We start from the raw sequence: 15259 nt of genomic DNA on the forward strand, positions 1-15259 counted from the left end.
GGATGAACACAGATGGCAGTACAGGAGCGGAATATTCCGGTTCATTTGATTACCGGTTTTTTGGGGAGCGGCAAGACTACGCTGCTGACCCGGCTGATCGATTATTACCATGCGCTGGACCAAAAAGTTGCAATCGTCATGAATGAGCTGGGGGATGTCAATCTGGACGGAACACTGATGGACAGAGAGGTGCCCATGAGCGAGATGCTTGGCGGCTGTATCTGCTGCAGCATCCGCGGCGACCTCGGGATGGAGATTCAGGAACTGGTAGCCGCGCATCGGCCTGACGTCATTCTGATTGAGTCCACAGGCGCTGCCAACCCGCTCGAAATCATCGACGGGGTAACAGAGGCGGCGCTGCTTGTCCGGGTGGAGCTGCAATCCGTCATTACGGTGGTGGACGGTCCGGAACTGCTGGAGCGCGGCCGCAATGGCAAAGGGGCTACCTTCCGGCTGATGAAGGAACAGATACGCTGTGCAACACATCTGATTGTGAATAAGGCGGACCGTCTGTACCCTGAGCAGGTTGTAGAAGTGCAGCAGCTCGTCCGGGAATGGAATCAGAAGGCGGAACTGGTAGTAACCGTAAAGGCTGTAGTTGATGCTGCGGTACTGCTCGGCGGTTCGGTGAAGCCGGGGAGCGGTCCGGATACAGCTGGCATCCGTGTATACGGGAAGCAAGGCGATTATTCTGAGGTTGAGGCGGAATCGGGCCATGATGCCGACAGCTACGGACAGTCTGATGATCAATTGGCTCACGGCGGGCATAGTTGTACGCATGACGATCACGCAGATTGCAGGCATCATGAGCATGAGACAGGCCATGCAGGCGGGCATGTGCATCACAGCCACAGCCACGTGATGGCGCTGACCCACTATTTTAAGGAACCGGTCGATGGGGAAGCATTCGAAGCGCTGTTGAAACGTCTGCCTGACGATATCTACAGAGCCAAGGGCTTAGTCACCTTCAAGGAGACCAGAAGCCGCTTCATGTTCCAGTATGCATACCGGGAGAGCGACTTTTTGCGGATTAACCCGCAAGGGCAGGTCCATGATGTTGCCGTATTTATTGGGGAGCATTTTTCCAGGGAGCAGCTTCTGGAACAGCTTCATGAGCTGGAACGATTGTCAGCCGCTGCTGATGAAAGTTGAAAATATTGAAAGTGGCGCGTTTTGCAGCTTGTCATTCTAATTTAATCGGAATTGTAGTATGATGATGTGGGCAAGCGCAGATTTTTTCACTAGACTGAGGTCGGGGATGAAACCAGTCCTGCGCCGCTTACGTATATATACTTATTGAAGTAAGCTTAAATAAAGTGAAAATAAAGTTGGAGTACCCAGGCTTTATTGATAATTGACGGATGTGGAAAGGGGCCTGCGTATTGATTCAGTCAATTTTGGATTTTTTGAAGGATTTCGGAGTGTGGGGCTTATTCATCCACTCCTTTATTGATGCGGTTATTTTTCCTATTCCAGCTTTCTTCCTTCAGGTCTCACTTAGCCTGCTTGACCCTTCTAATGCTCTATGGCTGGCTACGGTGGGTTTCATCGCCTGTCTGCTCGGTACTCCGTTCGGCTATTTGATCGGTAAAGTTGTCGGCAAGTCACTGCTTTACAAAATATTAAAGAAGCAATGGGTGGACACGGCGACGGAAATGTTCAAGAAAAACGGGGAGACTGCGATACTGATCGGTGCATTCACGCCGATTCCGTTTAAGGTCTTTACGATTTTATCCGGTTGTCTGAATTTCCCGCTGTGGCGGCTGTTGGCTTATGCTGCTTTGGGGCGGGCAATCAAGTTTTATGCCATCGGCATCCTGTTTTACGTATACGGCCGTGCTGCAGAAGGTATGGTTGGCAAAGTATCATTGTACATTTTCCTTATTGGAGTACCGCTCATTTTGATTGGTTTGTGGGTACGCAAAATAATCCGTAAGAAACGGGAAGCTGAGAAAGCTGCTCCACAATCGCAACAGCAGGATATTTCTGCGGATTAGATAAGGACTGCGACACACATGTAAATATCGGTTAACGGGAGAAGCCCCGGCTGCATGAATTGCGGCCGGGGCTTCTTTTGTTTGATTCAATCATTGAATATGATGCCTATTTTTTTCATTTTTGGGCATACTTGATTTTATAGAATCATAGATTAGCGTATAGCAATAGGTGAAAGGAAGATATCAGCTTGATAGAAGATCGGATATGGCCGGCAATCTATTTCCCATAGGACGGAGGTGTCTTCCAACTGAGAAAGCCCGTTATCGTTGTTGGTGCAGGTCCCGGAGGGCTGGCTGCTGCGATGCTGCTGTCGGCGCAGGGTTATCCGGTAACTGTTGTTGAGAAGCAGCCGTATGCAGGGGGCCGGACATCAGGCTTTGAAATTGGCGGCTTCCGGTTTGATAGAGGCCCGACTTTTTTAATGATGCCTCAGCTTCTGGAGGAGTTGTTCCAGGCCGCAGGACGATCTGTACATGATTACTTGTCCCTGGTGCCGGTAGACCCGCTGTACCGGTTGCAATTTGGCGATGTAAAGTTTGAACCGGGGATGGACCGGGAGAAGACGGCGCGCCAAATTGAACAGCTGTTCCCGGGTGAGGCAGCGGGGTATTTGCGGTACCTGAAGGAAGAAGGGGACAAGTTCGACAGGGTTAGCCCTTTGCTTCGCAGGCCTTTTAGCAGGCTGTCCGATTACATCAAGACAGATATTTTTAGAGCGCTTTCCCGTTTGCACTTGACCGATACGGTGTATGGCAGGCTTTCCCGTTATTTCAAGGATGACAGGCTGAGAAGCGCCTTTGCATTCCAGGCCAAATATTTGGGGATGTCGCCCTGGGAATGTCCGGGTACGTTTACGATTTTGTCTTATATTGAGCATGCATTCGGGCTGTGGCATCCGATTGGCGGCGTTAACCGGATTTGTGATGCGATGGCCAAGGTAACAGAGGAGCTGGGCGGTGAAATCAGGCTCTCTTGCGGTGTGAGCCGGATACTGACCCATAATGGCCGGGCAATCGGGGTGGAGCTTGAAAATGGCGAGATGCTTGAGGGAGAGCATGTTGTTCTCAATGCCGACTTCGGAACAGCAATGACGAAGCTGTTCAAGCCGGAGCAGCTGCATAAGTACAAGCCGGACAAGCTGGAGCGTCTGCGCTTCTCATGTTCTGCCTATATTCTATATCTCGGAGTGAGGCGGAAAGTGGACATGCCGCATCACACCGTGCTGTTTGCCCGTGATTATGAGCAAAACGTCAGGGAAATGATGGACGGCCAATTGTCTGCTGATCCTTCCATCTATGTGCATCATCCGTCGGCCATTGATCCGACCATGGCCCCTCCCGGCAAATCATCACTGTATGTGCTGATGCCGGTGCCGAATCTGGACGGGGAGACGGACTGGTCTGATCCGGAGCAGCTCGATCATATACGCAGCCGGGTACTTTACCGATTGGAGCAGGAGCCGGAGCTTAGAGGGCTCTCCGGCGACATCGAGATCGAATCTGTCGTAACCCCGCTGGATTGGGAGCAATCCTTTTACGTCTATAAAGGCGCTGCGTTTAATATCGGACATTCTGTCAGCCAGATGATGATGCTTCGTCCGCATAACCGGTTCCAGGATGTGCAGAACTGCTGGCTGGTTGGCGGAGGGACCCACCCGGGGAGCGGGCTGCCTACCATTTTGGAATCAGCAAGAATCAGCACCCGCCTGCTAATGGAGCAGGACCGGCGTACAGGCAGTTTCTCAAGCCGGGCAAGCGGGTAAGCCCCGATGACAATCCGTTTGAAGGAGCAATCAGATATGAAAATCGGAATTGTAGGCGGCGGGATTGGCGGTATGATGACCGCGCTGCTATTGGCGGAACAAGGACGACAGACGGTCATCTATGAGCGTCAGGAGTCCCTTGGCGGCAGATTGGCCTATGAAGGAGACGGGCTGCAGTACCGGATCGATCGCGGGCCGACGATTGTGCTGCTGCCGCAAATGCTCAAGTCGCTTCTGGCAGAAGCAGGAATTGGAGAGTCTGACTGCGAGCTGCTGGAATGCGACCCGCTCTATAACATTCATTATGCAGACGGCAAAGTGCTGACGAAGTACCGGAACCCGGCACAGATGGCAGAGGAGCTGGAACGGGTTTTCCCCGGAGAGGGAGCAGGTGTCCACCGGTATTTAAATGAGCTGGGGGAGCTGTTTGAGGCAGGAAAGGCCCAGTTTTTGCAACGGTCATTTGTAAGGAAAAGAGAATTCTTCTCAGGCCGCAATCTCCGGCTGCTCGGCAAGCTTCGCGTTCATTTGAGCGCCAGACAGCTGGCTGCACGGTATTTTAGACAGGAGCAGGCAATAGATGCCTTTTCGCTGCAAACGCTGTATGTCGGCGGTCTGCCTGCCGGCTCGCCATCTTTGTATACCTTTATTCCCTATGCCGAGCATGCCTTTGGAATCTGGTATTTACGCGGAGGCTATGCAGGGTTGTCCGGGCTGCTGGCACACAGGCTGACAGAGGCCGGGGTGGAGGTCCGGACTGGGGCAGGAGGATTTGTGCGCGAAATCGTCACCCGGCAGGGAAAAGTTCAGGCTATTGAGACCCACGACGGGCTGCGCCATCTCCACAGCCAAGTCATTTTCAATGGGGATTTCCCGTATCTGCCCGCATTGCTGCCTTCGGAAAAGCTTCAGCCGCGGCGTGAATATGTGCCTTCATCCGGATCTATTCTTCTCTACATCGGGGCTGACCGAAGATGGGGCGGAGAACAGCACAAGGACGTGGAGACGGGGAAAGTGTTGGCGCATCAATTTTTCCTCCCGCCGTCGCTAACTTCAAGTCTGGAACGGTTAAAGAGCGGGCAGGCAGATACAAGCGGGGAGGTTCCGGCTTATTATGTGTTCAACCCCTGCGCGCTTGATGCCGGGGCTGCGCCGGAAGGTCATTCCGTATTGTATGTGCTAATTCCGATGCCGCTCCGCTCAGCTGCCGTAGACGGCAAGCGAACGGATGAACAGTGGCGGGAGATTGGGGAGCGGCTGGCCCAGCGGGTGCTGGATGATGCTGAGCAGCGGGCATTCCCCGGTCTTCGCGCTGCCATACGCTGGAAGAAGCTCCGTACGCCTGCCGACGGAGAGGCAGAGGGATGGTACCGCGGGGGAAGCTTCGGTATTGCGCCGACCTGGCTGCAATCGGGGGCCTTCCGGCCGCAAATGGTCCCGTACCATCATCTCAGCGGATTATACAGCGTGGGAGCTTCCATTCATCCGGGAGGCGGCATCCCGATTGTCATGCAGGGAGCGAAGCTGCTCGCGGATCATCTTCAATCAGGAGGATAACCGATGGATAAAGAACTCATTGGGGCACTGGATGCCTGTGAAGCCATGATTAAGGAAGGCTCGACGACCTTTCACCGGGCGTTCAGCTTCCTTCCTGCTCCGCGCAAGGAGGCGGTCTATGTGATCTATGCTTTTTGCAGGCTGATCGATAACGCTGTGGATGAGCCGGAGCAATCTGCTTTTACTTTAGAGGAGCTGGAAGAGAGCTTTACCCGGCTGGAAAGTGCTTCAGGGCATTTTATATGGCCTGCCATGCGCTGGCTGTTCACAAGCTTCCCCGTTGCCAAGGCACCTTTCTTCAAGCAGATGGAAGGGCAGCGGATGGACTACTCGAAGACGCACTACGATACGCTGGAACAGTTGGAGACATACTGTTATCTTGTAGCCGGAACGGTCGGAGAGATGCTCGTTCCTGTGCTTCATCCCGCCCCTGACGAGCGGACGGTAGAGGCTGGCATCTGGCTGGGCAAAGCGATGCAGATTGTGAATGTATTGCGCGATGTCGGAGAGGATCAAGGGCGCGGACGCCGTTACATTCCGCTGGAACTGATGAACAAGCACCAGTATTCATTGCATGATTTTCATCATGGCGTAATCAATGCGGCCTGGACGGCAGTCATGCTTGAATTGAGCACACTCTCCAAAGACTGGTTCGCAAAGGGATTGCGGGAGAAGCAGGGATACCCTCGGGCCAGCAGCTTTTGCATGGAGCTGGCGGCGAGAATGTATGCCGCCATACTGGATGATGCGGCTGCCCACCGCTATGAAGTATTTCGCCGCCGTTCGTATGTGCCGGGAAGGACAAAGGCAGCGATTTTGAGAGATCTGGTCAGCAAACACAGCTTTCCGCCGCCGGATGGCGGTCCGGATGAGAGCATTGCGGTGCCATCATGAAGCAGCGCTTATCCCCTGAAAATCAGAAGGCGCAGCATCTTGCTGTCGCCCGCTATGTATTTTGGGGCTGGATGATTATCGGGCTGCTGCTGATGCTGTTTTATCATGTGCCCCGCGGGCTGGAATTCAGCAACGGGCTGTTTAATATCTTTTTTGCCTTGTATGCATTCATCCTCCTATGGGAAGCCAGCCGCAGCAGCAGGGAAAACCAGTCTCGAGAGGCTGGCCAGCCGGACTGGATGCTGCTGCTCTGTATCGTCCTGATCGGGCTTGTGACATTTGCTGCGGAGTGGATCGGCATGAAGAGCGGACTTCCGTTTGGCGAGTATGAATATACCAATGTGCTGCGTTTTACCGGGAGTGGCGTACCGGTATCCATTGCATTTGCATGGGCAGGCATTGTCGTTTGCGGAGTGTTGGTCTCCCGTGCCCAGACCCGGATCGGCCGTGCGCTGGAAGTAGGAGTCGTAGCTTTGTGGTTCGATCTGGTATTGGACCCTGTGGCCGCTGCCCGCGAGTTCTGGATTTGGAAGGACAGTGCCGAGTGGGGCAGCTACTACGGGATTCCGTTGCAAAACTTCTTAAGCTGGCTGGTGCTTGCGATGCTCATGTCGCTGCTGCTGCCCAAGCTTGCGACACCGCCGCCGCTTCGCAAGGAAGCGCTCCGTCTGTCCCAGGGGATGCTGTTTATGTTTGGATTGCTGGCGGGCAAGGAGCTGCTCTGGTGGCCGCTCGGAATTGCCGCCGCCGGACTGATTGTGCTGGAAGGGAGAATCCGCCTTGATCGGAGCGAGCAAAAGCCGTCTCTTTAATGCCCTGTTTTTCCGCTATAATGCGTATTATTTGCTGCGTCGCCATTTCCGTTATGTCGGCCTGTCCGGAGAGCTTGATCCCCTTCCCCGGACAGGCCTGCTGTATCTGATGAACCACAGCTCCTGGTGGGACGGGCTAATCGTCTACCACGCCATCTGTACCTGCTCCCAAGGGGACCATTACGTAATGATGGACGAGCGCCAGCTTGCCCGCTACAGCTTCTTCCGCAAGCTGGGCGCTTTCTCTATAGACAAATCCAGCACGCGCGGCATTGTTCGCTCACTGGATTACGCCGCTGAGCTTCTGTCAGCCGGAAAAAGGGTATGGATGTTCCCGCAGGGAGACATCCGCCATCTGGAGAGCCGCCCGCTGGAATTCAAGAGCGGTGCAGCGTATCTGCTCCGGAGCTCGCCGGCTGCTGCCGTGATGACAATGACGGCATATTATTCCCTCTGCCATCATCAAAAGGCAGAGGTTACCTTGCAGGCGGCTGCCCCGCTGATGATGCCCTGGAATGAGATGGAGAGGCGGTCCATCAGCGCAGTTCTCAGGAAGCGGCTAAATGAGCAATTGGAGGCGCACAAGCAGTCGGTTGTGCAAAGTGCCCCGCTGCCATCCCCTGAATATGCGGCATTGCTTCGGGGCGGGCGGTCTACGAGCGATCACTTCGACAGCATGAAGCGGGTTCTGGGAAGCATGCGCCATCGTTGAGCGGAATGCATGGCAGAATTGGGGGCAAACCCAGGGGGGGATGAAGATGATACGCAAAGCGGAACAACGGGTAATTGTCATTGGTGCCGGACTTGGCGGCTTGTCCGCTGCTATCCGGCTTGCCAGGGCCGGGTTCAGGGTAACAGTGCTGGAGCAGCAGGAGCAGGCAGGAGGCAAGCTGCAGCAGATTGAAGCGGGCAGCTACCGGTTCGACCGGGGGCCAAGCACAATTACAATGCTGCACCGGTTCGCGGAAGTATTCTCGGCAGCGGGCCGTCATCTAGAGGATTACTTATCCGTCTATCCGCTTGAGCCTGCGGCGCGCAATATATTTGCAGACGGGACTGTTGTAGACCTGTCTTCATCCGCTGAAGCGGTAGCCGGACAGATCGCTGCCTACAGCTCAGGGGATGCACAGGCTTATCACGGCTTTTTGAAGGAAGCCGGACGGCTGTACCGCAAATCGGAGGATCACTTTTTGAACAAGCTGCTGCTCGGTTGGCGGGATAGGCTGAATCCTGCTATGACAGCGGCTTTTTTGAGCATTAAGCCTTTTACACCGCTGCATCGTCTGCTCACACGCCATTTTCGTCATCCGCATACACTCGCCATGTTTGGGAGGTATGCAACTTACATCGGCTCTTCGCCCTATGGTGCTCCGGCCTTGTTTGCCATGCTGGCCCATGTTGAAGCTTCATTGGGAATCTATGGTGTGAAAGGTGGAACCTATGCGATTGTTCAGGCATTTGTGAAGCTGGCCCGGGAGTTTGGGGTGGAAATTCAGACGGGGGCAAGAGTCAGGCGGATTGTAACCCGTGAAGGCAGGGCGGTAGCGGTTGAAACGGAAGAGGGGGAGCATGCGGCGGATATTATTGTTGCCAATGGCGATGTGCTGGACATTTACAGCAGACTGCTGGACGAAGCAGAACGTCCGTCGATGGCAAATGAGAGAATAGAACGGTATGAGCCGTCGCTTTCGGGCTTTGTGAAGCTGCTTGGCGTTCCAAGAACTTATGATCGGCTGCTGCATCATACGGTGTTTTTCCCGGACAACTACGAAGAAGAGTTCAAGGCGATCTTCGGGAAAAGGCGGCCGCCGGACCAGCCGACTATCTATATTTGCAATCCGGCGGCTTCGCAGGAGGGAGTGGCCCCGTCCGGGGGAAGCAGCCTGTTTGTGCTGGCAAATGCCCCATATCTATCAGAATGTTGGGATTGGGAGATTGAGAGTGAAGCATACAGCCAACGGCTCCTTCAACGCCTGGGGCAGCTTGGCTTGGAGGGACTGGATCAGGCTGAGGTGGATCTGACCTATACGCCGCTTCAGCTTCATCGGGACACAGGCGCGCATAAAGGAGCAATCTATGGAATCTCATCCAATACGGCAGCCCAGACCTTCCTGCGTCCATCCAACCGTTCCAGAGATATTCAGAATCTCTGGTTTGTCGGCGGAACGACACATCCCGGGGGCGGAACACCAATTGTTGTCCAGTCCGGCCAGTTGGTTGCACAGCGATTAATTGAGCAATATGGCTGAAAAGAAGGGCCGGGTTGCAGGACAGGCAGGCGCACAGAGCAAAACTGCGAAAGACGGGTTTATATTTCGTCTCTCAATCTCAAATATTAGGATAGGAATAATAGTTATTTAACGTTATAATGAAATGGGGCTTAAGCTGCTGTGCAAAAGGATGCAGCCTTGCCTGTTCTCAAACCCAACGATGGAGGAGTAAGAAACAATGGAAAAAACGTTGATTTTTGGTCACAAAAACCCGGACACAGATACCATCTGTTCCGCGATCGCGTATGCAGACCTGAAAACCAAGCTGGGACAAAATGTGGAAGCTGTCCGTCTGGGCGAAATTAACGGCGAGACAAGCTTTGCCTTGAACTACTTTAAAGTGGATGCACCGCGTCTTGTCGAAGCCGTATCTGAGGAAGCCAAAGAAGTTATTCTCGTCGATCATAATGAGCGTCAACAAAGCGCTAACGATATTGATAAAGTAACGGTAACAGAAGTTATCGACCACCACCGTATTGCTAATTTTGAGACGGCTGGCCCGCTGTACTACCGTGCTGAGCCTGTAGGCTGCACAGCGACAATTTTGAACAAGCTGTACAAAGAGAACGGTGTAGCGATCTCCGCTCCGATTGCCGGCCTGATGCTGTCTGCAATCATCTCCGACTCTCTGCTGTTCAAATCCCCGACCTGCACAGACCAGGATGTGGCTGCTGCACGCGAGCTGGCTGAAATTGCCGGCGTCAATGCAGATAGTTATGGCCTTGATATGCTGAAAGCCGGCGCTGATCTGAGCGACAAAACCATTGAGCAGCTGCTGTCTGTGGATGCGAAAGAGTTCCAAATGGGCGCTTACAAGGTAGAAATCGCACAAGTGAACGCAATTGATCCTAACGATGTCATTTCCCGGCAGGCTGAGCTTGAGGATGCGCTGAATGGAATCATTGCAAGCAAAGGCCTTGATCTGTTCGTATTGGTTGTAACCGACATCCTGAACAGCGACTCCGTTGCCTTGGCACTCGGAAGCCAGACTGCGGCTGTTGAGAAAGCATACAATGTAACACTGGAGAACAACAAAGCGGTTCTGAAGGGTGTTGTATCCCGCAAGAAGCAAATCGTGCCTATACTTACAGAAACATTGAGCAGCTAAGCTTGGAATAAGGGAATTTTGGCGGATGGCGGACAGAAGGGGACATGCAAAATTAAGCCCTGATGATCCGCTGCCCGCTGCAATCTTTGAAATGCAAGGATAGGGGCAAGGAACGGAATCCTATTTTTCTTCAAAAAAAGCTTGATAACAATTCTCATTCTTGATAAAATACAAAAAGAGAAGGAACATGGCATTGTTCCTCCCCAAAGTCAGCCTATTTCATTTCAAAGGTTTGGCAGTCTGTTTCAGTGGATGTTTGAGCTTCTTTATGTGCAACGATGTAAATGGTCTCAGCACCGCATTTGTTGCCGCTATCCCAGTGACGGCAGGAGTTCACTTCGCACAATACGTCTTTAGCCATAGTTTGACACCTCCTTGGCGTTGAATTATTATGGAACACAAAATCAGATACAGCCTGCGTTGCACAAGGTGGAAGCTTGCGCAGCATGAGCTGCTACTCCCTCTATGATTAGAGGGCTATTTGTGTTTCCTGATCCTACTTCTCTATCATATCAAATCTACCAATAATCAGGCAAGCGTACAACCCGCTCTGCTCCGTATTTTACAAGTCCTGATTCATGATGAATCTAATCCTTATTCCGGCCTGATTTTATATCATGCCGTAAATATTCAACGATGTAAAAAAACCAGCCATCACCCCTGTTTCTCAAGCAGAAGGTGATGGCTGGTCTGATTTGTGTTCATAAAGATGATTAACTCCGTAAGTTGTTTGTGGCTGAAATATTTCATGACCTTAACATATACCTTTTCCGGCAATCTGCTATTGGAAATACGGGTTACAGCTTCGGTCGGCTCAAGCACGGACTTTTCAGTCTGTATAGCAAGGGCTTTCTCTTCATACGCTGACAGGGCAGCAATATCAGAAGTGTGACCGGGACGCGTTTAGATCGGCATGTTGAGCCTGATGTTGAAATTTTCTCAACATTTTTTCCTCAGGACTGGCACGATGTTGAGATTCAGACAATATAGTGTACGGTTAGACAATAACAAACAGTGCAGGAGGTACCCGGGATGGAATGGATGTTTGTGCTTGGTCTGGCTATTGCGTCCAGCGTGGACAATTTGGGCGTAGGCATGTCTTACGGAATTCGGAAGATTAGAATCGGTGTTCTCTCCAATACGTGGATTGCGGTCATCTGCTTCTTGTTCAGCATGGGCGGAATATTGGCTGGCAGGTGGATTTCAGCGATATTGCCCGGGATACTGCCGGTCATATTGGGAGCCTTCCTGCTGTTTATTATCGGACTGCGCATTATCCTGCTGGCAATTCCCAGACCAGCCGGGCATCAGCCCGCGGCGGACAGGGGGCAGCCAAGACCAGGGAAGATGAGCAGGATGGGGGCCAAAAAGGGGACGACTAAAAAGCTGGGCGGCTTGTCCGGCCTGCTGCAGAATCCCGAGCGCGCGGATCTCGACCGTTCAGGAGCCATCGGCTTCTGGGAATCGATGCTGCTTGGAGTAGCGCTGTCTGCCAATGCACTGACGAACGGAGTAGGGGCAGGAATGCTGGGCTTCCCGCCGCTGGCAATTTCCGCATCGGCTGCAATCGGAAGCTTTGTTACGGTGTGGCTGGGGGTATACTTGGGACGCAAACTGTCCGATGTACGAATTGGTTCCTTTTCTGTCGGACAGTTCGGGACTTTGATAAGCGGTTTGCTGCTGCTGATTATTGCGGCAGGTGCGTTCCTGTAGCGTCCTCTCTCAGGAGTTGCGGATTTGCCTCAGTCGGTCCAAGGTCAAAGTGACCGCAATCGCATCATCCAGATAGCCGATCGGGAACAGATAATCCGGGATGATGTCTGCTGACCAGATAAAATAAAGCAGTCCCGCACCGATGACCCTTTTTTCCATAGCAGAGGTTTGTTTATTGCAAAACGCGGCATACATATCCTCCAGGCGGTCGATGAAAGGCCCGGCACCGTCCACCTGGAGGATTTTGGCCCGGAAGCCATCATGAATCATCCGCTGGGCTTCACTGGTTTGAGCGTATTCTTCATATCCGGAAAGTGCCTGTTCCACCTGTCGCGTCGTATCCTGCCCATTAAAAAATCCGTTCGCGGCGAACATCTCCTGAATGGAATCCAGAGACTGCTTGAGTCCATGTTCAGGAGGTTGGCGGATTTCCAGACCTGCCGCTTCCAGCAATTGATGAAGCGGAACCTGAAGTGCTTCGGCAAATTTCTGGAGATGGCCCGTTCGTGCGGCCTGCTTGCCGTTCACGATCCGGGATATGGTAGCGGTATCGATCTGCGTCAGCGAGCTGGTCTTGCGCATGGATAGATTGTGCTGCTTCATCAACTCCTTGAGCATGGTGCCGAGCTTGTTCGGCCCTTCAGTCTCGGGTGAACGGGACATGGGATCTCCTCCTTTCCATGTTGCTGTCTATGATCTGAATTATATGAGGGCAGAGGGGAGAATAGACAACACCTGCGGAAGTGGCTGATGGGAATGGCCGAAATTGATCATGGGCTAGTTAAACAGGCCTGCCGGCTCCCGCAATAAAGATGCGAGGGAGCCGGCAGGCCTGGAAAATCATCAGGTAATCCATTTGAAAACAATCATCAGGTTTTGAACTTGCTCATCAGTTCCACAAGCTCTTCCACCATGTTGGACAATTGGGAAGCAGCTGCGCTGACCTCCTCCATTGTTGCGAGCTGTTCCTCGGAAGCTGTTGCTACACTTTGGGCACTGGTCGCTGATTTCTCGGCAATTTGCTCCATCTGGGCAACAGAAGCAGTCACTTCCTCAACGCTCGCAGACATCTGTTGGGAGGCAGCAGACAGCTCGTTGATCTGGCTGTTCACATCCGTCATTTCCTGCGTGATAGTGGCAAAGATGCGGCCGCTGTTTTCTACAGCCTCAACACCGCGCCCGGTCTCCAAGGCGCCCTGCTCCATCGCTTGCGAGGCAGCAGAGACTTGCGTGAGAATCTCCTGGATCAGAACGGATATTTGGCCTGCAGCCTGGTTGGACTGCTCTGCCAGCTTGCGCACTTCTTCTGCGACGACGGCAAAGCCGCGGCCGTGCTCGCCAACCCGTGAAGCTTCAATAGCAGCATTCAGGGCCAAAATATTCGTCTGGGAGCTGATGCCCGTAATAATGCCGACAAAACGGCCGATAGCCTCAGACTTGTCATTCAGCTCCCGGATGATGCGGGATGACTGCTCTACAGAATCCGATACGATTGCCATCTGGCGGACAGAAGCCTGTACATACTCATTGCCGTCGCGTGTCTGCTTCTCAACCACCTGCGAGGAGTCCGCAAGTTCAGATGCCGACGTGGCGATTTTATCGATACCGGCAGCGAGCTCATTCATTGTCCTGGCAGTCTCAGCGGCATCATTCCGCTGGGACTCGGCGCCTGCTGCTACCTCCTGGATGGAGGCGGCAATCATCTCGGCTGCCTTCCCGGTCTGATCAGCGCTGGCTGTAAGCTGCTCGGAGGTGGCTCCAATGGACAAGGAATGATCTGATACCGTCTTGATGGTCAGTCTCAGCTTGTCCATCATTTCATTCAAGCGTGCGGTCATGCTTCCAAGCTCATCCTGGTTGCGTACCTCCAGCTTTCCGGTGAAGTCGCCTTCGGCCAGCTTGACAGACAAGTCATTGACCCTTGCGATTTGTCTGACAATTAAATGGATAAAGGCATACATGAATGCCCCAAGCAAAATTAGCAATCCGACAGCGATCAGGATGGTAGTTAACAATGAGCTGTGGAATTCCTCCAATACGACATCTTCAGATACGACTGTCTGCATATACATCCGGTTGTCCGATCCTTCAAGTACAATCGGGGTGAACATCCGAATGACATTTTCATCATCCCGGTCATCCGTATAATGCTTGTAATCGCCTTGCAGCACTTGCTGCCAAATTGCCGCTTTATCGGGACTGTCTCCGAATTCGGTCTGAATCTCCTCCGGATAGCGGCCGTTGCTTACGAAGATTCCTTTCTGGGAAATGATCGAGGAGTAACCGCCAAGCGGCTTCAGCGTCTCGGTCATTTTTTGCAGAAAGTCCAGACTGAAATCCGCACCTACAATCGCGACAAAATTGCCGTCTTTGTCCAGTACCGGTACCGTCACACTATTAAGCATCGCATTCTTGCCGTTCACGATGTAATCCATCGGCTCGGACCAGTATGTACGCTTCGTAGATTTAGGCAAGAAATAATATTGGCTCTTCTCGGAATTCGGATCCGTGTAATAATCCAATGTTTCAACGAGAATTTCGTCCCCTTCCCGGAAAACGTAAGGCAGATATCTGCCACTGTCATCATCATAGCGCTCTTTGCTCTTGTTCACCTCGTCCTGCCCGTCGAAGGCCTGGGGCTCCCACAACGTGTAAATGGCCAGCAGATCAGGCTGCTTTTTCAGTTCCTTCTCCAGCAGGCGCACACCCTCCGCGCGGCTGAACGTATTATTCTCGCTGGCATCCAGCAGCACTTCCCCCATCGTCTTCAGGGAAGCTTCGAGCCGGTTCAGCTTATCCTGGAATAAATCTGCTGCCGCATCTGCCGACTGCATCGTCGTCAGTTCTCCCTTATCAAGCGTGAGTTTGTACATACTGCTGATGTTGGAGTAAAGCAGCGCTCCGAACGCCAGCAGCAGGGAAATGCAGATTAAGGTGACCAGTTTGGTCTTCACGCTGCGATTGGCAAACCATTTCATTAATTTCAACTCCTTGTGTATGCATGTTGGCAGGGGATTACTCGGCTATGCCGAACAGGGAAAAGTAAAATCCTGGGTACCCCTAAAAGAAAGTATAATAGATTATCGACAAAACTATCTATAAATCGACAGATAAAGATCCGAATTTAATAAATTTTTATAAAAGG

13 protein-coding genes are annotated in these 15259 nt (G+C 52.6%); 10 read left to right on the top strand and 3 right to left on the bottom strand.

The features are described from left to right. Positions 1-12: 12 nt before the first annotated feature. The 9 genes from H583_RS0126925 (at position 13) to H583_RS0126965 (ending at position 10401) form a co-directional block, all read left to right on the top strand. A complete protein-coding gene (locus H583_RS0126925; RefSeq protein ID WP_028563197.1) occupies positions 13-1152 on the top strand; it encodes a CobW family GTP-binding protein in 1140 nt (379 codons plus the stop codon). A gap of 230 nt (positions 1153-1382) precedes the next feature. Beyond that, positions 1383-1997 carry a YqaA family protein gene (locus H583_RS0126930; protein WP_028563198.1) on the top strand — a complete coding sequence of 205 codons (615 nt, stop codon included), beginning with the start codon at positions 1383-1385 and terminating at the stop codon, positions 1995-1997. Positions 1998-2260: 263 nt separating this feature from the next. Continuing rightward, positions 2261-3760, top strand: a complete 1500-nt coding sequence (locus tag H583_RS34455) for a phytoene desaturase family protein (RefSeq protein ID WP_342663561.1) — start codon at positions 2261-2263, stop codon at positions 3758-3760. Positions 3761-3796: 36 nt separating this feature from the next. Further along, positions 3797-5317 (top strand): phytoene desaturase family protein, encoded by a 1521-nt coding sequence (locus H583_RS0126940; protein WP_028563199.1) that lies wholly within the window; start codon positions 3797-3799, stop codon positions 5315-5317. 3 nt (positions 5318-5320) lie between these two features. Beyond that, positions 5321-6211, top strand: a complete 891-nt coding sequence (locus tag H583_RS34460) for a phytoene/squalene synthase family protein (protein ID WP_051237074.1) — start codon at positions 5321-5323, stop codon at positions 6209-6211. Further along, positions 6208-7023, top strand: coding sequence for a carotenoid biosynthesis protein (locus H583_RS0126950; RefSeq protein WP_051237076.1), 816 nt, complete (start codon positions 6208-6210; stop codon positions 7021-7023). The genes H583_RS34460 and H583_RS0126950 overlap by 4 nt, the downstream gene beginning before the upstream one ends. Beyond that, a complete protein-coding gene (locus tag H583_RS0126955) occupies positions 6992-7735 on the top strand; it encodes a lysophospholipid acyltransferase family protein (RefSeq protein ID WP_028563201.1) in 744 nt (247 codons plus the stop codon). The genes H583_RS0126950 and H583_RS0126955 overlap by 32 nt, the downstream gene beginning before the upstream one ends. Positions 7736-7781: 46 nt before the next feature. Further along, on the top strand, positions 7782-9272 hold the full coding sequence (locus tag H583_RS0126960; protein WP_154666008.1) for a phytoene desaturase family protein: 1491 nt from the start codon (positions 7782-7784) through the stop codon (positions 9270-9272). Positions 9273-9471: 199 nt separating this feature from the next. Beyond that, positions 9472-10401, top strand: a complete 930-nt coding sequence (locus H583_RS0126965; protein WP_028563203.1) for a manganese-dependent inorganic pyrophosphatase — start codon at positions 9472-9474, stop codon at positions 10399-10401. Between the two features lie 214 nt (positions 10402-10615). Here H583_RS0126965 and H583_RS36335 read toward each other — a convergent pair whose 3' ends face one another. Beyond that, positions 10616-10762: a DUF1540 domain-containing protein gene (locus H583_RS36335; RefSeq protein WP_081667619.1), complete on the bottom strand. Its 147-nt coding sequence runs from the start codon at positions 10760-10762 to the stop codon at positions 10616-10618. A gap of 671 nt (positions 10763-11433) precedes the next feature. On the opposite strand from H583_RS36335, the gene ytaF reads away from it, so the two are divergent. Beyond that, positions 11434-12114: a sporulation membrane protein YtaF gene (gene ytaF / locus H583_RS0126980; RefSeq protein WP_028563204.1), complete on the top strand. Its 681-nt coding sequence runs from the start codon at positions 11434-11436 to the stop codon at positions 12112-12114. Positions 12115-12123: 9 nt separating this feature from the next. Here ytaF and H583_RS0126985 read toward each other — a convergent pair whose 3' ends face one another. Together H583_RS0126985 and H583_RS0126990 are read right to left on the bottom strand one after the other, a co-directional pair. Continuing rightward, on the bottom strand, positions 12124-12777 hold the full coding sequence (locus H583_RS0126985) for a DUF1232 domain-containing protein (protein ID WP_028563205.1): 654 nt from the start codon (positions 12775-12777) through the stop codon (positions 12124-12126). A gap of 206 nt (positions 12778-12983) precedes the next feature. After that, positions 12984-15092 carry a methyl-accepting chemotaxis protein gene (locus H583_RS0126990; protein WP_028563206.1) on the bottom strand — a complete coding sequence of 703 codons (2109 nt, stop codon included), beginning with the start codon at positions 15090-15092 and terminating at the stop codon, positions 12984-12986. Between the last annotated feature and the right edge of the window lie 167 nt (positions 15093-15259).

It is taken from the genome of Paenibacillus pinihumi DSM 23905 = JCM 16419 (assembly GCF_000422505.1).
Classification (GTDB): domain Bacteria; phylum Bacillota; class Bacilli; order Paenibacillales; family Paenibacillaceae; genus Paenibacillus_D; species Paenibacillus_D pinihumi.